Consider the following 22,757-nt stretch of genomic DNA (forward strand, 5'->3'; position numbering starts at 1 on the left):
CTCTTTTTCATTCACTTGACAACCAAATTTTCTGTTGACATTGGGAAAAAAGGATTATAGTATTGAAATTGCCCGAGAATGAGAATCATTATCAATTTTATAAATGGAGGTCATAAAATGGTACGCCTCTGCACAGACGAATTAAACATTGGTTACGGGGACCGCCTGATTGTGAAAAATTTCAGCGTCGACATCCCGGATAAAAAGATCACCACCATCATCGGATCCAATGGTTGTGGTAAGTCCACCTTGTTGAAAGCGATTACCCGTATCATCCCCCACCACTCCGGCAATGTCCTGTTGGATGGTGAAAACATTTCAAAAGGAAATACAAAAGAATTGGCAAAAAAAATGGCGATTCTCCCTCAAACACCTGAAAGTGCAAGTGGATTGACGGTTGGTGAATTGGTGTCATACGGACGTTTCCCCCATCAAAAAGGAATGGGACGACTGACAAAAAAAGACTACGACATAATCAACTGGTCACTTGAAGTGACAGGGACTCTTGAATTTAAGTACAGAGAAGTCGATGCATTGTCAGGTGGTCAGCGTCAACGCGTATGGATCGCCATGGCTCTTGCCCAGGAAACGGACATCATCTTCCTCGATGAACCTACTACATATTTAGACATGGCCCACCAGCTCGAAGTACTTGAGCTATTACAAAAGCTCAACCTGGAACAGGAACGCACAATCGTAATGGTCCTGCATGATTTAAACCAGGCAGCCAGGTTTGCCGATTATATCGTAGCTTTAAAAGAAGGTGAAATCGTCAAATCCGGAAGTTGCGAAGAAGTCATCACCCATGACGTATTGAAGAAGGTATTCTACATTGATGCCGAAATTGGAAGAGATCCCCGAACAAATAAGCCAATGTGTGTCACATACAATTTACTCAAAGGAGAAGATCAACATGAAAAAATGGCTCATTCCGTTTACTCTGCTGTTGGTGTTACTGGTTAGTGCCTGCAGCAATGGTTCAACAGAAGAAGAAGGTTCAGAATCAAAGGAAAAGGATGGTAAATCAGATACCATCACCTATCAATCAGAAAATGGTCCCGTTGAAGTACCTGCCGACCCAGAGCGCGTTGTGGTTCTATCTTCATTTGCCGGAAACGTAATGGCCCTCGATGTAAACCTTGTCGGTGTGGACTCATGGTCCAAACTGAATCCACGATGGGATAAAGAGCTTAAAGGCGTAGAAGAAGTAACAGATGAAAGTCTTGAAAAGATCATCGAACTGAATCCGGATTTGATCATTGGCTTATCCAATATCAAGAATGTGGATAAATTAAATGAAATCGCTCCTACGGTTACATACACATATGGAAAAGTTGACTACTTAACACAACATATCGAAATTGGAAAACTGTTAAACAAGGAAGAAGAAGCTCAGAAATGGGTAGACGATTTCAAGAAGCGTGCCAAAGCTGCCGGTGATGATATCAAAGCAAAAATCGGTGAAGATACGACTGTTTCAGTCATTGAAAGTTTCAATAAGCAATTATACGTATACGGGAACAACTGGGGACGCGGTACAGAAATCCTTTATCAGGAAATGGATTTAAAAATGCCTGAAAAAGTAAAAGAAGAAGCACTGGAACCAGGATATTTCGCCCTTTCCACTGAAGTGATGCCCGAATTTGCCGGGGACTATCTGATCTTGAGCAAAGATCCTAAAGCAGATAACTCCTTTATGGAAACCGAAACATACAAGAACATCCCGGCAGTGAAGAAGAATCAGGTATTTGAAGTGAATATGATGGAATTTTACTTTAATGATCCTCTCACATTGGATTACCAATTGGACTTCTTCAAAGATAAATTTCTAGGAAATTAATTCTTAAAGGGGGATTCTTATGATAAGAATTCCCCTTTTCTATACTCTAAAAAAGAAAAGATGATGGATGATGATAAATCAAGATCAACGAATTCCATTTATATTCAAATTGATCGGTGCAGCCCTCCTTTTTATAGCCGCCTTTCTCATATCTGTTATATATGGAGCCGCAGAGACAACGGTGAGGGACGTCTTTCATGCCCTGACCTTTTCCGCTGAAGGCGACAAAATAAACATTCTTCAAGAGATCCGATTCCCCCGGGAAGTTGCCGCCATTGTGGTCGGGGCGGCCCTGGCTGTATCAGGTGCCATCATGCAGGGCATGACCCGGAATCCCCTGGCGGATCCGGGTTTGCTTGGACTGACAGCCGGAGCGAATGCTTCATTGGCAGTCGCCCTCGCATTCATCCCCTCCATCAGTTATTTCGGGATCATGATTGCCTGCTTCATAGGTTCAGCCGCAGGGGCCATTATGGTGTTCGGGATCAGCTCCTTAAAAAGGGGCGGTTTCTCCCCCTTTAGAATCGTACTGGCAGGAGCAGCCGTATCTGCCTTTTTATTTGCCATTGCAGAGGGGATAGGCCTCTTTTTCAAGCTGTCAAAAGATGTCTCCATGTGGACAGCAGGTGGGTTGATTGGCACTACCTGGACTCAGCTGCAGGTAATCGTTCCGTTTATTGTGATTGGGATTCTGGTAGCTTTATTTTTCTCCAGACAACTGACGATCTTGAGTTTGAATGAAGAAGTAGCGGTAGGCTTGGGTCAGCGCACCGCGTTTGTCAAAAGTATCCTGTTCATCGTGATCATCCTGCTCGCAGGTGCCGCCGTTGCACTTGTTGGGAATATGGTGTTCATAGGGTTGATGATTCCCCATATGGTCCGGGCGGTTGTCGGGACAGATTACCGTTTCATCATTCCGATCTCGTCCCTGTTTGGGGCTTCATTCATGCTTCTCGCTGACACACTTGGACGCACGATCAATGCTCCATACGAGACGCCCGTGGCAGCGATCGTCGCGATGATGGGACTTCCTTTCTTCCTATTCATCGTGCATAAAGGAGGGAAAGGCTTCTCATGATACATCCTGATTTGATTAAAAAACAACGATGGCTGCTTATAGCTTTCTTCATACTTATTGTCACAACAGCCTTTATCAGCTTCGGCCTGGGCTATTCTTCTGTATCGTATAATAGGCTCCTCCCCACTTTATTAGGTGATGGGTCATTCAAAGAAGAATTCATCCTTTTCTCCATACGTTTACCGAGGATCATCATCACGATTCTCGCAGGGATGGCCCTCGCCTTATCCGGTTCCATTCTGCAGGGGATGACCCGTAATGACCTGGCTGACCCAGGGATCATAGGGATCAATTCGGGGGCAGGTGTTGCGATTGCCATCTTCTTTTTATTCTTCCCCATCGATGCGGGGTCATTTGCTTACCTGCTTCCGGTAGTGGCTTTCGGGGGAGCACTCCTTACAGCCTGCTTGATTTACTTATTTTCATATAGTAAGAGAAACGGGATACAGCCCGTCCGGCTCGTCCTAGTGGGAGTTGGATTCTCCATGGCCTTGTCGGGGCTCATGATCATTCTGATTTCGAGTGCTGAACGGGCAAAAGTAGATTTCATTGCCAAATGGCTGGCGGGGAATATATGGGGTGCCGACTGGCCGTTCATATGGGCAATACTCCCTTGGCTGGTGATCCTCATTCCATATGCACTTTATAAATCCCAGATGCTGAACCTGCTTGGTTTAAGCGAACCAGTTTCCGTAGGGGTCGGCGTCTCGATCAACCGTGAACGGTTTATGATGCTGATCGTAGCAGTCGCCCTGGCAGCCTCCGCCGTTTCCGTCACAGGAGGGATCGCCTTTATCGGTTTGATGGCCCCTCATATGGCAAAAGCGATGGTCGGGCCGCGCAATCAACTGTTCATCCCCATCGCCATATTACTCGGAGGCTGGCTCCTGCTCCTTGCAGACACCATCGGCCGGAACATCCTCCAACCCGACGGAATCCCCGCCGGCATCATGATCGCCCTCATCGGCGCACCTTACTTCATGTACTTGTTACTAAGGAGGGACGGACCTCACTTTTTAAGGTGAAATGTGATAAGGACGGGCTTTGTGCATTAAAAAGGCAGGTCCGTCCCTCTATAAAAAGGCAGATCCCCACTTTCATGTGGGGATCTGCCTTTTTGATTATAAGATATGAGTGAGGTAAGACGCATTTCATCTTTTCAGCATCTCCGAACCTTTCTATTTACTCTACCTCACCGTAGGAGTGACGGATCTTCTACTATATTCCCCCTCCACCTCGACCTCTACGGGCTTCTTACTCCAAAACGTTGCAAGGATCGGTCCTGAAATATTATGCCATACAGCCGCAATGACACTCGGCAGGGCAGCGAGGGGACCAAAGTGGGCAGTGGCAAGGGCCACACCGAGTCCCGAGTTCTGCATTCCCACTTCAATAGAGATCGCACGTCTCGTCCCCTCATCCAGCTTCATCAGGACACCGGTCCCGTATCCCAAGCCCAATCCAAATAGATTATGAAGGATCACAGCCGTGAAAATAATGGCCCCGGAAGAGGCGATATTTTCAACATTTGCAGAGACGACGGCTGAAACGATGATGATGATCGCGAGAACTGAAATAAGCGGGATGACGTTCAGGCTCTTTTCCACGGTACCCGGGAATAGCTTTCGTATCACTAACCCAAAAGTGATCGGCAGGATGATTACCTGCACGATTGAAAGAAACATGGCGACGGGATCGACGGGCAGCCACTGACCAGCAAGACCCAGAAGGATCAGGGGCGTTGCAATGGGCGCCAAAAGCGTCGACAGGGAGGTCATGGCCACGGATAACGCCAGATTTCCTTTAGCCAGATAGACCATGACGTTGGATGCCGTCCCACCGGGAACTGAGCCTAATAATACCAAACCGGCAGCCAGTTCAGCCGGCAGGCCAAGTATGTAAGCAATCAAAAAAGCACCCAGCGGCATAATGAGAAATTGTGCCAGGACCCCTGTGATGACAGGAAGAGGTTTTTTTAGTACCAGTTGAAAATCAACAGGCTTCAAAGTGAGCCCCATGCCAAACATCACGACACCCAATAGAATCGTAATATACGCTCCTAAAGGTAGAAATGGCGCAGGAATAAAATAAGCGACAGCCGCTACCAGGATGACCCATACCGCAAAGTACTTCCCTGCCAGATTACTGATGGTTTCAAGTAGTCTCATTTTGAGTCCTCCTCCTTTTTATGTACTAGTTTGTGAGGGTTGAAGATTCCATCGGGATCAAGTGCCAGTTTGATTTTCTCCATGACCTTCAGAGCTCCCCCGTGTTCCCGTTCTTGATATTTCATCTTCCCTACACCTACTCCATGTTCCCCTGTACATGTTCCATTCCGTTCAAGGGCGTATTCCACAATCAGTTCGTTATAGATGCCGGCCCGCTTCACCTCGTCCGGGTCATTCAAATCAATCATGAGTGAGGTATGGTAATTTCCATCTCCCACATGTCCGAGAATTCCACCGATGAGCTCTAGTTCTTCAAGTTTTCCCCTGGCGTGCTGAACGGCTCCCGATAATTCAGAAATAGGCAAACAGACATCCGTCACCATGAGTTTCCTTCCCGGATGCCCATGTACATAAGCATAGGCAAGATTATGCCTCGCTTCCCACAATTTATTCCGTGCTGCCGTATCTTCTTCAAAGACAATATCTTCACACCGATGGTCTGCAACGATTTCTTTCGTGAATTCAACGTCCTGATTCAGGCCGGCTTCATTGCCATGAAACTCAAGGAACAGAGTCGGTTTTTCCATATAGTCCGTATCACTGAACCGGTTCACTTGAATCATGGACGGCTCATCTACAAGCTCACACCTGGCAATCGGGATTCCCGCCTGAAGGATCGAAACAACGGCTTCCACCGCATCATCAACATGATTGAACGAAGCACGTGCTGCAACGGTATATTCAGGGATGCCATATACGCGGAGGGTTAATTCGGTGATGCATCCCAGCGTCCCCTCTGACCCTACGAACAAGCTATTCAAGTGATATCCGGAGGAGGATTTCTGTGCCATATTCCCGGTGTGGATCACCTCCCCATCAGGGAGCACCACTTCCAGATCACGCACCTGATCACGCATGACACCATATTTAACAGATGTCGTCCCACTGGCATTCGTCGCAGCCATTCCTCCGAGAGTCGCATCTGCTCCGGGATCCACCGAGAAGAATAGACCATATTTCTTTAACTCTTTGTTCAGCTGGGTGCGCGTCACACCGGGTTGAACCTTGACGAGGAAATCCTTCTCCCTTACTTCAAGAATCCCATTCATCTCGGAAAAATCGATCGTGATCCCTTTATCATACGGGATGACGTGCCCTTCAAGACTGGTTCCAAGTCCAAATGGAATGATTGGTATATGGTGAGCAGATGCCAGTTTCACGACAGCACTCACCTCCTCACTGCTACGGGGAAACACCACCACATCCGGCGGGCTTGGGGAATGATAGGACTCATCTTTCCCATGCTGATTCAAAACCGTTTCATTCATCGTCACCTGCCCACTGCCAACAACCTCCCTTAACTCATCAACCAAACGACTATTCTTCACACTCATCAGCCCTCTCCCCTTCCATAAAAAAGTATAATGTAACGAATTATACCTAATAATCAGAATATTTCAATAGTCAATTAGGATTCCTTTTGAGGGACGGACCTCCAAAAGGGGCGCTTTTTCAGACAAATCCTTATCACCACGCGATTTCGGTGAGGTCCGTCCCTCAAAAAAAAGTGGCATCGGAATAGTTCCGATACCACTTTTTCTATTTATTTTCTTGTTTTAGTTTTTCATTTAAGAGGGCGAACATTTTTTCCAATTTATCTTTTGGTACGGTTTTGTATTGATCTCCAATACTCGCTTCGAATGCGCACTCATTTTCACTTACTTCTTTCACGTAACCGGTTAAGCCGATCCCCGTTTCTTCATACACTTCAATCAGAATGGCTTCGATTTGCTGTTGAGGATAGTGGAAGAAGACGTGAAACATATTCGAAACAGGCGTTTCAGGGAGGGTCCTGATTCCCTCGCAACTATTGAAATAAGCAGCCAGCTCCTTCGCGCCTTCATAATACTGATTCATCTTATCGATACGTTGATCGAAATAGTAGTCGGCACTGAGAATGTATGGATAAAGACTGATCAGATCACCGCCATGGCGCCTTTTCCACACTTTGGATTCGTCAGTGAATGCCTCGTCGCCTGCAAGGATCGCACCTGCAATTCCTCCGAACCCCTTATAAAACGAAATATAGACACTATCAAACAACTCACAGATTTCTGCAGCCGTCTTCTCGTAATAAGGGAGCACTTCATATAGTCGCGCCCCGTCCAGATGGACCTTGATCCCCTTATCCCGGCAATATTGAGAAATCGCTTCAAGAGTTTCATATTCAGGCAGCTGCCCCCCTATTTCCCGTTGAGGAAGCTCCAATAATAAGCATGCTATCTCCTCTTCTATACCGACAACGTCCTCGAGACCAATAACCCGGTCCTTATCCGCCAATAAAATGGGCTTGATCCCGTGTAATTTCTTCAAGCCATCCTCTTCATGTATTTCCAGATGGCATAAAGGGTGGTACGCCACTCTATGCACCTCTTTTTGATCACACCAAATACGAAGGGCAATCTGCTGGGCCATTGTCCCACTCGGAAAGAACACGGCCTGTTCTTTTCCAAGACTATCCGCCATCTTCTTTTGGAAGTCTTCTATTATTTTTCCAGACCCATAAATATCACTATCTAAATCACCATCGAACCCCTCAAGTGCCTCCTTCAGGACATGAAAATCCCTCTTCCCATGACCCTGTAAAGGATGTAGAGCATTTTTATACGCTTCAAATAACATTTTTTCCCCCATCACGATTCACCCCTTCTATGATTTCATCGCTTCGGCAATGAACCCCTTGATCCGTTTCTTATATTCTTCTTCTTCGACTGTGAACCCTTCTGTATGTCCCGCCCCCGGTACGATCCATATTTCTTTCAGACCGTGCGCCGCCTCATACAAGCGTTGGGCCATCTCCGTCGGAACCAACTCATCCTTATCGCCATGAATGATGAATAGGGGCAGATGGTTCTTCTTCACCTGCTCCAATGCGGATGCTTCCTTGAATGAATAACCTGCTCTCACCTTTGTCACCACACCCGTGATATCCATAATCGGAAATGCAGGTAAATGATAAAGATATTTCAACTGATGGGCAAGCTCCTCGTCCACTGAAGTATATCCACTGTCTGCAATGATTCCCTTCACCTCTTCCGGAAGGTCTTCACCACTCGTCATCAACACGGTGGCGGCCCCCATTGAAAAGCCATGGAGAAAGATGGTGTTCTGTCCTTTTTCGTTGATCAAAAGATCGATCCACTTTTTCATATCCAGCCGATCGTCCCATCCATATCCGATATAGTCCCCTTCACTCTTACCATGTCCCCGTGCATCGGGCTTCAGGATATTGTATCCCTCTTCATAATAGAATCTGGTGATCTCCGGCATCTGCTCGCTGTTTCCCTTATATCCATGAGCAAGGATCACCGTCTTCCCATTTGGGGATTCGTTCTCGAGATATTTGGCTCTAAGTGTCAACCCATCTTCCGATTCAACCTCCACCGTTTGAAAGTCCCGCTTACTTGTCCAGTTTCTTAATTCTTCCAACCTCTCTTGTTCTTCCTCCAGGGCACTGACTGCTTCAACCGCTTCTTCCGTCCCGCCGTATAACTCCACTGCTTCATTGCTGCGATTGATGGCTACATCATAAAAGTAGTTGCCGGCGACAGTCAGACCAATGAGTAGAAACAACAACAAACTGCTGACAATCCACACGATCCTCTTTTTCATGGCACGTTCTCCTTCATACAAGTAGTTATCTCTATTTTACTGGAAGGCTGCCTAAGTTTCACAGAAAAAAGACCTGCTCACATGTTCAGTCCATACCTCATTCGTTTCAATAAATAACGCCCAGGTTCACTGAGCGTCTCCGTGGAAGTCTAAGCCATGACATTACTGCTTTCCCGCCACCTGTTCATCTGTGCTTTTTCAATGAACCCGGCGCGTTCACCGTACATCCTGATCACATCACGGATCTCCTCAGGTAGGTACTTTTCATTTCGGCCATGACCGAGGGATTCATAGCCGGATCCCCGCAGTAGATAATCTGATGAGGCAACAGAATACCATTTCTCATCCTCTAATGGCGTTCCGCCGATAAGGATTTCAGAGATTCGCTGCCCTTCATGAATAATTTCTGCACCAGACACATGAAGCCTGCCAACAAATTTCCCCCTGAAGCCCGGACCTCTTCCATCAGCCAAGCATACCTGGGCATCCAGGGATTCCTCGATCGCCTTCCGGATATGCTTTCCCTGGATTTCGAATGACGTCGGATTCAATGGAGATGGACAGATTTCGATGAGCTTCTTATGACTGATATTCTGAAAAGCCCCGGCGTTCACGATACCACTATTGATCAATCCGAAATCGCATTTCAGCATGTCCTGCAGCCCGTCGGCAATCAAATTCGTCATCGGATTCTCTTCCATGACATCATGCCAAAGGGGGCGGTGGAGTGTGTAAAGCGGTTTGCTTAACACTTCAATCGCGATTGCCTTATTTTTCTTCAGAATATCTGTCACCTCACGATCCACTGAAGAGGACTTAGTCGAAATCGTTTCACCACGTATCAGTTCAACTCCCTCATTTGTTACATCCACTTCGACAAGACCCACGTACTCCCCATAGCAGCCTGCACTGTTCAAGATGGTACCATTCACACTCTTTGCCCGTTCATATAGCTGATGATCATGGGCTGAAAGAATGATATCCACCTCCTCCAGCTCATTCGCAAGTTCCTCGTCGGCTACTGTACCCACATGATTCAGAAGAATACAGACGTCATATGTTCCACGGTGGCGAACGAGTTCCTTCTTGATTGCATTCTTATAATCCATAATATGTACCCCTAGACCGTCATTGAAACCCTGAAGGTCAGGGGAGGCACCCGTAATAAAAATTCTCACCCCGTTCTTTTCCAGAATGACGCTTGATTTCACTCCGCTGATGGACGCCTTGTCTTTTCTGTACAGATTATTGCTGATAAAAGGGATGGGACTATTCCCGGCCATATGTTCAAGGGTATCGAAGCCGTTGAACATTTCATTGTTACCGATGGTCAATGCATCATAGCCGACACTATTAAGCAGTTCAATCGCAGCCATCCCCTTTGTTCCCTGAAGCTCGATGCTCTTGAAATCGGCAAAATCTCCTCCGTCCAGCACAATCGTATTCTCATCTCTACACTCTTTGATCAGTGTAGCCGCTCTCCCAAATGCATCAAAATGACTGTGTACATCATTTGTATGTAATATCTTCAGTTTCATCTTAACCTCCACAAATGTTTGTCAGAAAACTCTCTCTATTAATAGTATAGGAAATCCGGAGGGTGTAAAGGCTTTTTATGGAAAAAAAGAGAGCTTATCTTCCATGAGATGGAGGTAAGCTCTACACTTAAGATTCGTTTATTTGATCATCAACCAGCTCTGTATAGACAACTAGGCGTTCTACGTAGTTATGAATGTCATGATCAAAATAACCTGTGCATGTGATCAGATTCAGCATCCTTTTCTCAGTCGGACCAAAAATTTTTCGAAGCGGTGCATCATCTTTATCATAGGCGACCTTTTCCCTGACCACGAATGTAAGGGTTTTTCCAGATTCCCCTTCCAGATGGATCTCATCACCAGGCTCAAGCGTCTTCAGTTCAAAAAAAACAGCCGGCTTTTTCTCATCATCTACATGCCCTGCAAGAACGGCATTCCCCTTTTCGCCAGGTTGAAAGCCCGGCTCAAACCATGCTACATCCTTCCCGTTCTTCGGAAGCTCCATATCCCCGTTATTATCAAGCCCGAACTCCTTGATCGGCGCCTCAAGTTCAAGCTTAGGGATCGACAGGACAGATGGTTTGATCTTGTTCTCTTCTTCTACGGATTCTACAATAGGAGTTTTGGCTTTAACAGGTTGTTCAACGGTGGATGATTGAACGCCATTCTCCGGAGCGGTTTGAGGCTCTTCGGCAGCACATGCCGCCAGAAGAGCCATAAGAGGAAAAATCAGTAATCGTTTTTTCATTATTTTTGCAGTTGTCTGCGTGTGACAAATAGTAGAGCCGCTCCACCTAATACCACTGATGCAAGTACAATTGGAAGATTCGAAGATTGTTCAGTCGCCGCTCCGCCCATTCCTGTTTCAGGCATGCTTCCAGGCATCATTGTATAATCCTTCAATACAAGCACTTCTAATTGATCAGCCGTGTTAATGGCAAATACGCTGTACACCGTGTTTTCTTCAAGCATCGTACCGGACAGATCCAGCACTTGATCTCCTTCAGGTGTTCTGATCTCTAAATCATATGTTCCCGGATCCAATTCCTTGTAATCTGTGATGGCTTTGAATTCCGCACCACTGAATAATGCATCTCCTCCTAGAGGACCAACATCAACGGTTGGTGCATCCGGAGAAAGGTGTCCAACGCGCACCTTGGTCATCCCTTCTGTCACATCCATCGAGTCTTGTGCCACGACTAGCTCCAGGTTTTCCAAAGTGTTGGCTGCCGCTACAGTGTAAGCCATCCCTGCTTCAACTGTTAGATCTTGAGAAATGACCGGATCTTCGCTTCCCATAGTCCCGGCAGCATAAATTTCCACTTTATGGTCTCCGGCAGGAAGATTCATGTAATCTGTCGCTGCTTTAAATTCTGCACCTTCCACCACGGCATTTCCGTCAACATATACATCGACAGCCGGGGCATCCGGTGACGCATGTACGATACGAACCATCGCGTCATTTTCTGCTGCAAATGCACCTCCTGCCAGTGATAGGAAAAGCATAGCAGTTACAAAAATCGCAAAAATCTTTTTCATTTCATCCACTCCTTTTGTTTTGTACAAGTTTTGTAGTTTACTTGTACATTAAATGTATAATTAGATGAAAAAGATTTCAACTTTGAACTGCGCTACTCAGCACATTCACTTTTCCACTTACAAATAAGTGACTCCTCATTCAAACATCGGTATCTGTGGATCCTTACCATAACAATGGACAAGCATAGAATGAAGCTGTCCTCGGTGGTGATAAAGATGAGCTGCAACCTCCACCAGCCACTCGAATCTCGGGTACGTCACTCCCCAATAGGACGAGGTCTCTTCCAACAGCATTTCTTCCGTCCATACCGCCACCCGCTCTTTCAAATAGTGAAAATTGTGCTGTAGTTCCTTTCTCATTTCAGCGAGGGTATGCATAGATTTACTCCCATAAAAAGAATCCATTTCTTCTTGGCTGGCTCCCCCGGCGATAAGATCATCCGCCCTGCATATGAGAGAAATATGCGAAAGCAGCTCTCCTATGGAATGCTTGGAAGGAGTGGGTCTTTTTATTAGGTCTTCCTCTTTTAGGCCGTCCATGATTTTAATGATGGACTCAACGGCTACTTCGATTTGGTGCAGGGTACTTCGGCAATATATATTCATATTCATTCTCCTCATGACCTTTTACCTTTTATTATACAAGGAGATATCAATTGATACATTCCATTCGATGGATAAGAATTTTGCCTGTTAATTTCAGCAGATATTTTGACTGTTTAATTTGATTGATCGTTTGACAGTTGAATTCCCCGCTGTTTTCAGCAACTGAAATCCACTTCCAACACTAAAAGGTGCCAGGCACAGAATCTTCATTCCGTGCCTGGCACCTTTTCTAATTGCTTATTTACTTCCCTGCCCCGCTTCTTCAAACTCTTTTACTTCCACTTCGTTTGAAGCTGCGGCTTCCTTGTCTCCCGACTTTGAAATAGCAGGCTGGTAACGTGTCGGTTGCGTCCTGTTCGCATACGACTTCAGTAATTCACCCACATCGATTCCTGTCATTTCACGTAATGGCTCCTGCATGTCGAGCATCGTTCTGGTGATACTTTTACCAAAGGAAGGAACCCCTTGGCCATTACCGGAATCGATGATCTTAACCGAATCAATATTGTTAAGAGGCTGAGCGATTTTCTCTGCGAACACCGGCAGCATTTCGATGAGTTTCTCCGTGATGATGACGTCTCCGTGTTTCTCCATGGCTTCTGCAAGGAGTTTACGGGATTCAGCTTCGGCTTTACCGCGTTCACGGATGACATCTGCTTCAGCAGACCCTTCTTCCCTGCGGATCTTCGCTTTTGCTTCCCCGTCGATTTCAGATTTTCGGGCTTCCGCTTCCGCTTTACGGGTCGTTTCGTAATAATCTGCATCGGCTTTCGTTTTACGGACTTTGGATTCTTCCGCTTCGAGTTTAACCGCACGTTCCCGCTCAAGGAATTGAAGGGTCAGCTCTTCTTCTTTTACTTCCTTGGCAAGTTTCGCTTTTTCAAGCTCATAGGACTGTTCGGACTTCGCTCTTGCGCGTTCGGTTTCTTCTTTGAAGGCAGCATCTTTGATGTCTTTTTCCTTTTTCGATTCTGCAATAGTAATTTGGCGTTTATATTCCTCTTCTTTCGCTTCCTGGTCGGTTTGGGCACGGTGAATACGTGTTTCACGTTCTGTGTTCGCCTCAGCGATTTCAGCTTGTTTCCGCACCTCTGCGATACGCGGGCGACCAAGATTTTCTAAGTATCCATTTTGTTCATCAGCATCCCGGATATCCGTCAATCCGAGTGACGTGATTTTAAAGCCCATCAGATCAAGCTGTTTCTGGGCGATTTCCGACACGTCGGCATTGAATTTTTCCCGGTTGCTGTTTATGTCTTCAACGGTCATTTTTGAAAGAATCGCGCGGAGGTTACTACCCAGCACCTCGATGATTTCATCTTCAATTTCTTTTTGATCCTTCCCGAGGAACTGCTCGGCATAGTTGGCGATTCCATTCAAGGTATCGGCAACCTTCACCATGGCCACTGCATCGGCCACGATCGGAACTCCTCCGTTTGTGTACACGCGTGGAGTGGAAAGCTTCAATTGGAACGAGGTAAGGTTTACGGGAGTAGACGTTTGGAAACGTCTTAATCTGTATCCTCCACCACGGATGATTTTCATGGAACGGCCTTCCTGATCGGAGAAAATATTCGATTCCTTCTCCGGATCCCCCAGTTTCGGTCCGGTAATAATCAGTGCCTGGTTGGATTTCGCAGTACGATATCGGAACCTCATCCAGAAGTAATATGCGATCCCCACAATTGCTGCTATAACAAGAACAGGAATCAGGAAAACGAAAAATCCAATTACACTCAATGATCCTAGCATTCTGACAACCCCTTTCAACATTTTGTTTAAACCAGGATGCTGCCTGATTTAATTTTAAATAAAAGTGCTAGCTGCACTACTATATACGGATCTGATGAGGAAAAAGTTTCAATAAATTAGGTGAATCTCCTTTTTTATATAAGAAATCCTATTCCATTCTTCTTTTCTACACCCTCATTTCCTTCTACTGTTTCAATGTAAAAAGATCCTTCGTTACCACGACAGCTCCTTCGTGATTGGATGCCTCTGCTTTTTTCTTCACCCTGCTCCCTTCCCCTTCAATCAACGATCTCCGAAGAGTGGCACTGATCGAGTTCACACATAGGATCAAGATGGCGAATAACGTCAAAGGAACGACTACAAGCATGGGACGCAGGAATATCTGCTGGATATTGATGGCGATCGTCGCAGCCCATTCGTTCGTTTCAGAGAAATAAACCGGAATGGTTTCCATGATGCCGAAGTTTGCGATTTTCAATCCTCCGAGGCACATATGGAGGATACCAAGCTGGATGAGCAGGGCAAGCGTCTGGGAAACCTGTTCTGAAAACAATACGATCGAGTGCCTTCTGAACTGGGGCAGCAGATGCTGTTTGAACAGGTGGAACCTCCCTGCACCAATCGAGCGTGACACCTGGATGAATTCATTTCCCATAAAAAGCTTCATCTCTTCTCCCAAATAGATTCCGAGAGACGGGACTGTCACAGCCGCAATCGCAATCACTTGAATGAAGAAGTACCGGTTGGAAGGGAGGATCTCTGAATGAAAGGCCCCTTCGAGTGGAACCAGAAGCGCAAATACGATGATGACAAGGGGAATATATTGAAACGACTCCCCCAGCCCTTTAATGAATCTCCCCACAAATGCGGGGAGGAATGTGTATAGTACAGCAAAGAAAAAGCCCAGTACCATTCGCAATAACGCAATGGCCAGCGCAGCAAAGATGGTATATTTCGCGCCGGCTAGTAATAGCAGCAGAAAGTTTCTCCCGAGTTTATCACTTCCAAGGGGAGGCATTTCCCCAGGGGTGAACGGCGGGGCCGCTATCACTCTACCATTTTCGTCCGAGAGATAGTCCACCACCTCATCATAACCAGGGTTCATCACTGGAACCAGGAAACTGACGGCAATGAAACCGACCAGTATCAGGATCGGCAGTGCCAATCGTTTAGCCATCCAGCTATTCATTCTGTTCCCCACCTTTCAACCATTTTGATAGAATCGTAGACCCTATTGTGAACACGATGAAGAACGGAACAAAAACGAGAAGCATCCCAAGGAAGAATGCAGTAGGTGAACTGGTCGCCGTACGCAGCAACGTCTGCATGAATCCATTGATGTTAAAGAGAAGTTCAATAATCAATAGGTTTGAAAGCATCAATAAAAAAATCGGCTTCAAATGAAAGAAGAAGTGAACCCATACATTCCTGAAAAGATGATGCCAAACCGTATAAGCCCTTCTGAATCCTTTTGAATAAGAAAATTCGACATACGGTTTAGTTTCTTCTTCCTTGAGTTGAAACAAAAACTGTTTCAGCAAAAACACAACTGGCAGAACCGATAAACAAAGAATCGGCAAAAAGTAAATGCGATCTTCACCGAGGGCATAAATATCGAACACGAGCAAATTCGTCTTTTTAAATAACCAGATGATGAAAAGCTGAAATAGAACGACTATGAATACATCCGGCAGGGCATCCAGGACATTGACGATTTTAATAGAGAAACGATATGCTTTCCGTGGCAATAACATAAAGGTATAACTTATGAGTACAGCCAGGCAAATCGCTAAGGAGAAAGAACTGAAAAGAATGAGAAAAGAGTAATAATACGTTTGCGAAAAAACTTCTGTGATACTGTATTGCTTATTCCCGTCGCCCCAATAAATATAAATCGACGATGGATGCATGATGTCAATCCAAGTTTGTTTCAGTCTGTCTCCATATGCTGCCAGATTAATCAAAAGCTCTGTATCATATGCAAGCAGCGAGCCGATTCCACTAAGTAAATACAACCCCAACACGACAACTAAAAAATGAAAGGGAATTTCAAACACCCTTTTCATACTATCCCTCCACGAAATTACCAAATTGATACATTTTTTCTATATTTATGTTACAATACTGTAATATAATTGTAAACACTATTCTGAAAACATATGGATATAAAAAGGAAGAGTGATAGAAGTGAAGAAAAATATTGTACTATTGGATCTGATGATTTATGTAGCGCTCCCATTATTTGTGTGGAATATCATGAGGGATTACACCGGAGATTATTACGCCATGCTCCTTTCTTCTGTTCCAGGAATCATTTATTCCATCTATCGATTCATCGAAATGAAGAAAGTGAATACATTCGGCTTGTTCATTTTGGTTACGTTGATAATTGGTACCTTGATTGACGTACTGGCGGGTTCCTCACTTCAGCTTCTGTGGAATAACGTCTATTACGGTGCTACACTCAGCTTCTTTTTCTTTCTAACGATGAGCATCGGGAAACCACTCCCCCTTTATTTTGGGCTGGATTTCGCGGAGCTTCAAGGATATGACCGTACCTTCAGTAAGCGGCTTTTTTATAAAAAGCCTTTATATAGGATCTTTCAGTGGATCACCTTATGCTTTGCCATGAGGAGCGGGCTCCTTGCCATTGTGAAAGCATGGCTCATTCTGGAATATGGTGTGGAGGCATTTGATAAAGGCATCATCCTCCGCCAGGCGTTCAGCTGGATTATAACCGGGATCACCGTTGCCGGATTCTTCTATATCGGAAAGATCATCAATGGATCCCCTCAGTTGATTAAAGAAGTACAGGATGAACTTGAAGAAGAAAAGACGGATGCCGTATAGCGTTCTGGATGTTCCTGCCTTCAAACTTCCGTCTTATAATTGAAGAGACTGGAACATTGGGCTATAGAGGTACGGATCACGTTAATTAAACAAGAGGAATGAGCCCAGACTCATCCCTCTTTCCTTTCATCTCTCCCTAACAATTTTTGGGTTCAACTTCTCATTTCTCCTACATATAATAGCCCGAGAGGAGGAATATCAGATGGATCGTTTTATTCTTTTGTTAGTAGCAGGGATTCTTTCCGGTTTCGCATTGTTGAAAGTTCCTTTAGCAGGTACGTTCTTAGCAAGTGTATCCCCCGTAACGGACATTATCGGCATTCTAGCTATACTCATATTCTCACTTTTCCTAATCTATAAAGGTATCATGGCGATACTCGGGAAGTGAATGGAGAGACCCGGATCTATTTCGGGTCTTTTTTATCTGCTTGAGAAAACCAAAGATTCAAAAGTTCCTGGTACTCCTCTGAATTTATTTCACTTTTCTTTACGTTCCCTTTCTCCCATTGAGTAAAGGAAGTATCTGTCAGGGTCACACTTCCGTCATCCGTTCGCTTTGTCAGTAACAGATGTTTATTAAAGGGTGAATCCGGATGTTCTTCCACTGTGACACGGACGTCGTCAAGGAAACGAACATCCTTAATTGTTCGTTTGGAATCAAATGCATACCCTGTTCTCCAATCGGTGTCTTTATGCTTCAATTTCATTTCTAATCTATAATCCCCATAAGCTGTTTTACCTGCCCGTATTCTGAATTCCCCATTGGCGGAAGAGACCGTTTCCCCCGATAATGGTACGGGTTTCATCGGGATATTCCCTCCGAAGCCCCCATCCAGAATATAGTATTGTTTTTCGTGACACACCTTAACGGCAACATGTGTCCTTCCAATGCGCCCGAACGTTCCTAAAGCATGATCATAGACCGCTCCCTGTATTAAGGAAGCTTCGAATCCGCTTTCTATCAGGAATAAATATAGGAGTGAATTTAGTTCATAACATAGACCTCCCTCATTCATGAGGAGCATTTTATTCAACAGATTATCTTTGGTCAGTTTACGGGACCTTCCTTCAACAATGCATACATTCTCAAATGGTATATGATTCGCCATTTTTTCTAATATGATATCCAGATCCTGAAAGGTTACGGGATCTGCACTTGAATACTGAATCCTTTTGCGGAATAGCTTGTCTAGATTGTTGATGGAGGGCACATCCTTTCTTGGAGTTTAGTCTTTAAAGTTTACCTGCTTCTCATTGTCGTATTCAAGGTAAGACTTTATCGCCTGAAATTCTTCTTGGGATTCAGGGAATAAAACGTCTTTATTCCGGTCAAAAAAACACTAAAGTTGAATCCGCAATTTCTCCGCTCTTGCCCTGGAAACACACGTTAATATCGAATGGTGTTCCCTCCTCTCACTTTCACTCAAGAAAGAATCAGCGTGATCGACTTCACCCTCCAATACCTTCAACTCACAGGTTCCGCATCGACCGACCCGGCAGGAATATGGCGCATGGACCCCTGCCTTGAGAAGGGCATCTAATAAAGTCCTGTCCTTTGGCACTTTAATGGTGAGGCCGTTTTCTACTTCCACCAAAAAATCCTGACGTTTCATTGTCTGCCGTGGAGCAAAACGTTCAAAGTGAATGCTTGATCGGGGATATCCTATTGTCAGGGCACATGCAGTAAATTCATCGATAAAAGAAGTTGGACCGCAGAAATATACATGAGTTCCGATACTGTGCTCCCAGAGGCTTTGATCACTCAATCTCCTTTCGCTTGAAAAATAAAAACGACTCTCACCAGGATACACTTTCTTTATATATGTAAAAAACGGGCAGACTTCCTCTGACTTTGCAGCATAATGGAGTTCAAAGGAGCGATCCTCTTCTTTCAGTTCTGCCATCATGGAAAGGAAAGGAGTGATGCCAATTCCCGCTGCATAAAAAACATGATGCTTCGCTCTAAAGCTCAATGGAAAATGATTCTGTGGATGACGGATGCGTAGCGTGTCTCCTACTTTCATTTTCTCATGCCAATATCGGGATCCTCCATTGGACTGTTCATTTAAACGAATGGCTATGTGATAGGCATCCCTTTGTCCTCGTGGGTTCGTAAGGGAATAGGACCGGGCGATTGTCTCACTCCCCGACTCGATATACGTGGTGATGTGGGAACCCCCGCTAAAAGGAGGGAGAAGTTCATTACCGGCTGGAGTTAGTGAAAAACGTTTGACATAAGGCGTTTCCTGATGGATCGATTGGACAGTGACGTTTATGGTTTTAGCATGATTCACTACTGATCACTCCCTGTTTCTGTACATGCTGCATACCCGAGATAGGCTTCATGTAATGGAGAATAGTGAGCGGAAACGGATAACTTCATGTCACAATGAGGACAAGTAGTAATTTGATTGATTGGGTCGCCTTTAACTTCCATTTTCTGATGGCATTTAAAACAGAATACATGGATGAACCTGACTCCGTGACCGATATATTGTGTCTCTTCTGCTGAAAAACCATGGCCCTCTGCAAATTTTTTAAAATATGAGAGCTTGTTCCATACCATCGCTATGTATAGATAGCTCCCCATTTTCTGATCTTCCAGCCAATGAGAAATATCCATTTCTTCCTTTTCATCCAACAGCACCGATTCATTAAGATAATCATCCTTTTTTACTTTTTGGATGATAGGTGACAGTCGCTTCATTCCTTCTTCATCACCAAGAAATAAATACATTCGTTTACCCGGTACGTACAAAGGTTGCAGGAGTGACTTCACATTTCCACCTTCTTTTCCTTCAAGTACCCGATGACCTCTTTTTTAAATAAGCTAAGCCCTTTATAATCGGCAATATGGTCGGGAAGCTCATGGAGAATATGATAAAACTCATTCGTCCATTCAGGATTCTTCGCAAATTCTTCAAGTGGAAGTAGATGGGTATGGATTGTAAAGAGCAGCCCATTCGAACCTGGCAAACGGAATAGCTTCTGCACCTCTACACGAAAATGAACGTATTCCCCGACATTTTCCTTTGAAACGTTTCTTCTTCCTTTTCCCCACTCATCAAAGGTTTCCAAGGAAGTATCCAGACGATCTCCCGCCATTAACGACCAGTTCCGTCTAACCCAGGGATCTCCCGCTTCCATCCTCATCAAGAACGTCAGGATCCGCTGATCCAATCCCTCTTCCTTAAACCCTGGAATCGGCCCATGTATCTCCTCAAAGCTCATTCCGATATTAAATGCAAGGGACCAGTTGGCCGGGAAACATAACTGTCCGGCATCCATATATAAATCCCCATCCCGCTGCATCATAAATATCAGATCCTCCTGTACATGACGACCGATGAAATCAAGGGGTTCCAAGGATAAAGTGGTTTCATCCCCAAGTGTAAACGTTGTGTGCTCCTTTAAGATGTGATTGTGAAACGTCCATTCCCCTTTATTTCTTTCCAGGGAAAACCGCTGGGGATAATAGGTTGTGAGATGTTGAATGACCATCTCTACTATTTCCCATTGAGCCTTCATGGTATGTGACAGGGACTGAAAACACCTCTCCGGATGTTGGGTTAGCAGTTTTCGTTTCAGCTTGATCTCCTCTGAATACGAAGCGGTAACCTCTACACAACTTGGCTCTTCCAATGGAACCGAATTATTAGAATAACGATACACATCCCCCTTAAAAGGATACGGAAAAGAATCCACCTTCATCATACAATCACCTTTTTTAGAAAATTCTTACTTTTATCTTATCGTATAGAGGGACGGACCTCAAGAGGTCCGTCCCTCACCCGAATTTCTCTTTGTACCGGCTGAGTGTGATCAGGGGCCATATCCATTGGTAACTATGGTAGTGTATATAGAAGTTTCCTGGAAGACCGACTCCTGTTGGGTATGTTTTGGATGCCTCGTCTTCTGCACCGTTCTTTAATTCGAGAAGCGCCGTGATACCCAGATCGATAGAAGGTGTCGGCTTGTCTTCGATACAGATGAGCGCCTCCAGTGCCCATGCCGTTTGTGAAGAGGTACTGAAGGGAAGGGGTACGAATGTCTTTTCCTGATCGCTGTAGCAGGACTCCCCCCAGCCCCCGTCTTTTTTTTGAATGCTTTCAAGCCATGTTTTTGCTTTTTGTATATGTTTATCAGACGAAGATACCCCCACGGCTTTCATTCCCGTGATGGCCGCCCATGTTCCATAGATGTAGCAGACACCCCAGCGACCGTACCAGGAACCATCATCTTGTTGCATGAGTTTCAGCCACTCAACACCCTTTTTTACCTGTGGATGTTCCGTGGTCAACCCTGCCCGGCTGCCGAGAAGTTCAAGGGCTCTCCCCGATAAATCTGGAGTGGAAGGATCGATGGCTGCTGCCTCAGACCCGTCGATTGGAATAGACGTAAGGATAGGTTTCGTCTTGTTTTTCTCAAAAGCCGGCCAGCCTCCGTCCCGGTTTTGCATACCGAGCACCCATTCAATCCCACGATCCCATGACTGCCTGATAGGGGGCTTCCCTGCAGCTGAATACGTAATGGCCCTGAGAGCAGCCGTTGTATCGTCCACATCAGGGTGTATGCTGTTGCTCTCTGAAAATCCCCACCCACCTGGCTTCACTCCCGTCTCTATTGCCCAGTCCCCATATTTGAAGTGCTGCTTCTTCAGAAGATAATCCACTGATTTTTGTATGACATCTTCATTTGCATCCAACCCCGCTTCCTGAAGGGCATGACTGATCAAAGCTGTGTCCCATACAGTAGAAGGAGAGTTTTGAATATGGATGCCTTTCTTCGTTTCGCATGCCATTTCCTTTAACCCCTGTAATGCCTTTACTATGATCGGGTCATTTTTCTTATAACCCAGTGCCAACATGGCATAAATCATATAAAACGTTGTGCTGAAATAACTGAGATAGGTCCCGTCACGCTCCACCCGCTGCAGCATGTACTCCAGGGCAAACTGCCTTGCCTGCTGATGAAGTTGGGAGGGGAGGCCTGCTAGTGCCTGTATGCCTTCACTAATTTTTGAAAATAATCTCCATTCCCTTTCGCTGTAACTCTCTTCATTTACAGCAAGGGACAAATCCTGTATTTGGGGTATACTGTTTGATTTGATCGTGAATCGCGAATCTTTCAGTAACATCATCGGCGCCAGGTGGCCCCTAGCATAGCTGCTCACGTTCCAAAAATTCAGGGGAAATGTCTTCGGAAGCAACAGGAATTCAATGGGGACCGGCAGGAGATGCTTCCAATCATATTGACCATGCACGGCCAGCATGAATTTCGTCATGGAATGGGCCTTGTGAAACCCGCCATTTTTCTCAATGAACCGTTTGATCTTTAGGAGTCTCTTATCCTCTTCCCCTACCATTCCACTGAACCTCAGGGCAAAATATGCTTCAATGGTTGAAGACAGATTCCCTTCCCGCTCATCCTCAAAGAGCTTCCACGTCCCCTCCCTTGACTGGCATTTCCAGAGCCGGTCCACCAGCTGTCCAATTAGTTCATTCTCATCCTCCGCAAGCGTTCGTAGAAGGATGATCATATACGCATCGGTCATCACGCCATTTTCAAAACAAAAGGACCATCGTCCATTTCCCCTTTGCATCTTCTGTAGATCACTTATCATATTCCGGATCGTACTCTCTATCTTCTTTTTCATCATTCGTCCTCCCGGATACCTCACTCTTTTGTTATGTATATGTGAAGGAGGCGGGTAC

At 45.3% G+C, this 22,757-nt stretch carries 22 protein-coding genes; 6 read left to right on the forward strand and 16 right to left on the reverse strand.

The window, feature by feature from the left end; genetic code table 11:
• The first annotated feature begins 117 nt into the window (after positions 1 to 117).
• From ACSQ2E_RS16875 to ACSQ2E_RS16890, 4 genes are all read left to right on the forward strand, one after another.
• Complete coding sequence (locus tag ACSQ2E_RS16875) at positions 118 to 963, forward strand: ABC transporter ATP-binding protein (RefSeq protein ID WP_435992376.1); 846 nt, start codon at positions 118 to 120, stop codon at positions 961 to 963.
• Positions 914 to 1,840, forward strand: a complete 927-nt coding sequence (locus tag ACSQ2E_RS16880; protein WP_435992378.1) for an iron-hydroxamate ABC transporter substrate-binding protein — start codon at positions 914 to 916, stop codon at positions 1,838 to 1,840. The genes ACSQ2E_RS16875 and ACSQ2E_RS16880 overlap by 50 nt, the downstream gene beginning before the upstream one ends.
• Positions 1,841 to 1,907: 67 nt before the next feature.
• Positions 1,908 to 2,918 carry a FecCD family ABC transporter permease gene (locus ACSQ2E_RS16885; RefSeq protein ID WP_435992380.1) on the forward strand — a complete coding sequence of 337 codons (1,011 nt, stop codon included), beginning with the start codon at positions 1,908 to 1,910 and terminating at the stop codon, positions 2,916 to 2,918.
• The gene (locus tag ACSQ2E_RS16890; protein WP_435992382.1) at positions 2,915 to 3,943 is read left to right on the forward strand and encodes a FecCD family ABC transporter permease; all 1,029 of its coding nucleotides are present in this window, start codon (positions 2,915 to 2,917) and stop codon (positions 3,941 to 3,943) included. The genes ACSQ2E_RS16885 and ACSQ2E_RS16890 overlap by 4 nt, the downstream gene beginning before the upstream one ends.
• Before the next feature lie 162 nt (positions 3,944 to 4,105).
• Here ACSQ2E_RS16890 and ACSQ2E_RS16895 read toward each other — a convergent pair whose 3' ends face one another.
• From ACSQ2E_RS16895 to ACSQ2E_RS16945, 11 genes are all read right to left on the reverse strand, one after another.
• On the reverse strand, positions 4,106 to 5,086 hold the full coding sequence (locus ACSQ2E_RS16895; protein ID WP_435992384.1) for a bile acid:sodium symporter family protein: 981 nt from the start codon (positions 5,084 to 5,086) through the stop codon (positions 4,106 to 4,108).
• A complete protein-coding gene (locus ACSQ2E_RS16900; protein WP_435992386.1) occupies positions 5,083 to 6,480 on the reverse strand; it encodes an FAD-binding oxidoreductase in 1,398 nt (465 codons plus the stop codon). The genes ACSQ2E_RS16895 and ACSQ2E_RS16900 overlap by 4 nt, the downstream gene beginning before the upstream one ends.
• 205 nt (positions 6,481 to 6,685) lie before the next feature.
• Positions 6,686 to 7,780, reverse strand: a complete 1,095-nt coding sequence (locus ACSQ2E_RS16905; protein WP_435992388.1) for a threonine aldolase family protein — start codon at positions 7,778 to 7,780, stop codon at positions 6,686 to 6,688.
• A gap of 15 nt (positions 7,781 to 7,795) precedes the next feature.
• Positions 7,796 to 8,758 carry an alpha/beta hydrolase gene (locus ACSQ2E_RS16910; RefSeq protein ID WP_435992390.1) on the reverse strand — a complete coding sequence of 321 codons (963 nt, stop codon included), beginning with the start codon at positions 8,756 to 8,758 and terminating at the stop codon, positions 7,796 to 7,798.
• A gap of 149 nt (positions 8,759 to 8,907) precedes the next feature.
• Positions 8,908 to 10,296: a bifunctional metallophosphatase/5'-nucleotidase gene (locus ACSQ2E_RS16915; protein ID WP_435992392.1), complete on the reverse strand. Its 1,389-nt coding sequence runs from the start codon at positions 10,294 to 10,296 to the stop codon at positions 8,908 to 8,910.
• Between the two features lie 127 nt (positions 10,297 to 10,423).
• Positions 10,424 to 11,044: a class F sortase gene (locus tag ACSQ2E_RS16920; RefSeq protein ID WP_435992394.1), complete on the reverse strand. Its 621-nt coding sequence runs from the start codon at positions 11,042 to 11,044 to the stop codon at positions 10,424 to 10,426.
• A complete protein-coding gene (locus ACSQ2E_RS16925) occupies positions 11,044 to 11,835 on the reverse strand; it encodes a DUF4397 domain-containing protein (RefSeq protein ID WP_435992396.1) in 792 nt (263 codons plus the stop codon). The genes ACSQ2E_RS16920 and ACSQ2E_RS16925 overlap by 1 nt, the downstream gene beginning before the upstream one ends.
• Positions 11,836 to 11,970: 135 nt before the next feature.
• Positions 11,971 to 12,441 carry a DinB family protein gene (locus ACSQ2E_RS16930; RefSeq protein WP_435992398.1) on the reverse strand — a complete coding sequence of 157 codons (471 nt, stop codon included), beginning with the start codon at positions 12,439 to 12,441 and terminating at the stop codon, positions 11,971 to 11,973.
• Positions 12,442 to 12,678: 237 nt separating this feature from the next.
• Positions 12,679 to 14,193, reverse strand: coding sequence for a flotillin family protein (locus tag ACSQ2E_RS16935; protein WP_435992400.1), 1,515 nt, complete (start codon positions 14,191 to 14,193; stop codon positions 12,679 to 12,681).
• 184 nt (positions 14,194 to 14,377) lie between these two features.
• Positions 14,378 to 15,382, reverse strand: coding sequence for a hypothetical protein (locus tag ACSQ2E_RS16940; RefSeq protein ID WP_435992402.1), 1,005 nt, complete (start codon positions 15,380 to 15,382; stop codon positions 14,378 to 14,380).
• The gene (locus tag ACSQ2E_RS16945; RefSeq protein ID WP_435992404.1) at positions 15,375 to 16,259 is read right to left on the reverse strand and encodes an ABC transporter permease subunit; all 885 of its coding nucleotides are present in this window, start codon (positions 16,257 to 16,259) and stop codon (positions 15,375 to 15,377) included. The genes ACSQ2E_RS16940 and ACSQ2E_RS16945 overlap by 8 nt, the downstream gene beginning before the upstream one ends.
• Positions 16,260 to 16,380: 121 nt before the next feature.
• Between ACSQ2E_RS16945 and ACSQ2E_RS16950 the strand changes: the two genes are divergently transcribed.
• Together ACSQ2E_RS16950 and ACSQ2E_RS16955 are read left to right on the forward strand one after the other, a co-directional pair.
• Positions 16,381 to 17,043 (forward strand): VC0807 family protein, encoded by a 663-nt coding sequence (locus tag ACSQ2E_RS16950; protein WP_435992406.1) that lies wholly within the window; start codon positions 16,381 to 16,383, stop codon positions 17,041 to 17,043.
• Between the two features lie 202 nt (positions 17,044 to 17,245).
• Complete coding sequence (locus ACSQ2E_RS16955; protein ID WP_219167074.1) at positions 17,246 to 17,431, forward strand: hypothetical protein; 186 nt, start codon at positions 17,246 to 17,248, stop codon at positions 17,429 to 17,431.
• A gap of 16 nt (positions 17,432 to 17,447) precedes the next feature.
• On the opposite strand, the gene ACSQ2E_RS16960 is transcribed toward ACSQ2E_RS16955, so the two are convergent.
• The 5 genes from ACSQ2E_RS16960 to shc all read right to left on the reverse strand — a co-directional run bounded on the left by ACSQ2E_RS16960 (position 17,448) and on the right by shc (position 22,699).
• Positions 17,448 to 18,254: an arylamine N-acetyltransferase family protein gene (locus tag ACSQ2E_RS16960; RefSeq protein ID WP_435992408.1), complete on the reverse strand. Its 807-nt coding sequence runs from the start codon at positions 18,252 to 18,254 to the stop codon at positions 17,448 to 17,450.
• Between the two features lie 129 nt (positions 18,255 to 18,383).
• Positions 18,384 to 19,337, reverse strand: coding sequence for a PDR/VanB family oxidoreductase (locus ACSQ2E_RS16965; protein WP_435992410.1), 954 nt, complete (start codon positions 19,335 to 19,337; stop codon positions 18,384 to 18,386).
• The gene (locus ACSQ2E_RS16970) at positions 19,337 to 19,822 is read right to left on the reverse strand and encodes a hypothetical protein (RefSeq protein ID WP_435992412.1); all 486 of its coding nucleotides are present in this window, start codon (positions 19,820 to 19,822) and stop codon (positions 19,337 to 19,339) included. Before ACSQ2E_RS16970 ends, ACSQ2E_RS16965 begins: the two co-directional genes overlap by 1 nt.
• Positions 19,819 to 20,757, reverse strand: a complete 939-nt coding sequence (locus ACSQ2E_RS16975) for a heme-dependent oxidative N-demethylase family protein (RefSeq protein ID WP_435992414.1) — start codon at positions 20,755 to 20,757, stop codon at positions 19,819 to 19,821. Before ACSQ2E_RS16975 ends, ACSQ2E_RS16970 begins: the two co-directional genes overlap by 4 nt.
• A gap of 73 nt (positions 20,758 to 20,830) precedes the next feature.
• Positions 20,831 to 22,699 (reverse strand): squalene--hopene cyclase, encoded by a 1,869-nt coding sequence (gene shc, locus ACSQ2E_RS16980; RefSeq protein WP_435992416.1) that lies wholly within the window; start codon positions 22,697 to 22,699, stop codon positions 20,831 to 20,833.
• Positions 22,700 to 22,757 lie beyond the last annotated feature (58 nt).

Source organism: Rossellomorea sp. LjRoot5, assembly GCF_964253455.1.
In the GTDB taxonomy this organism is placed as follows: domain Bacteria; phylum Bacillota; class Bacilli; order Bacillales; family Bacillaceae_B; genus Rossellomorea.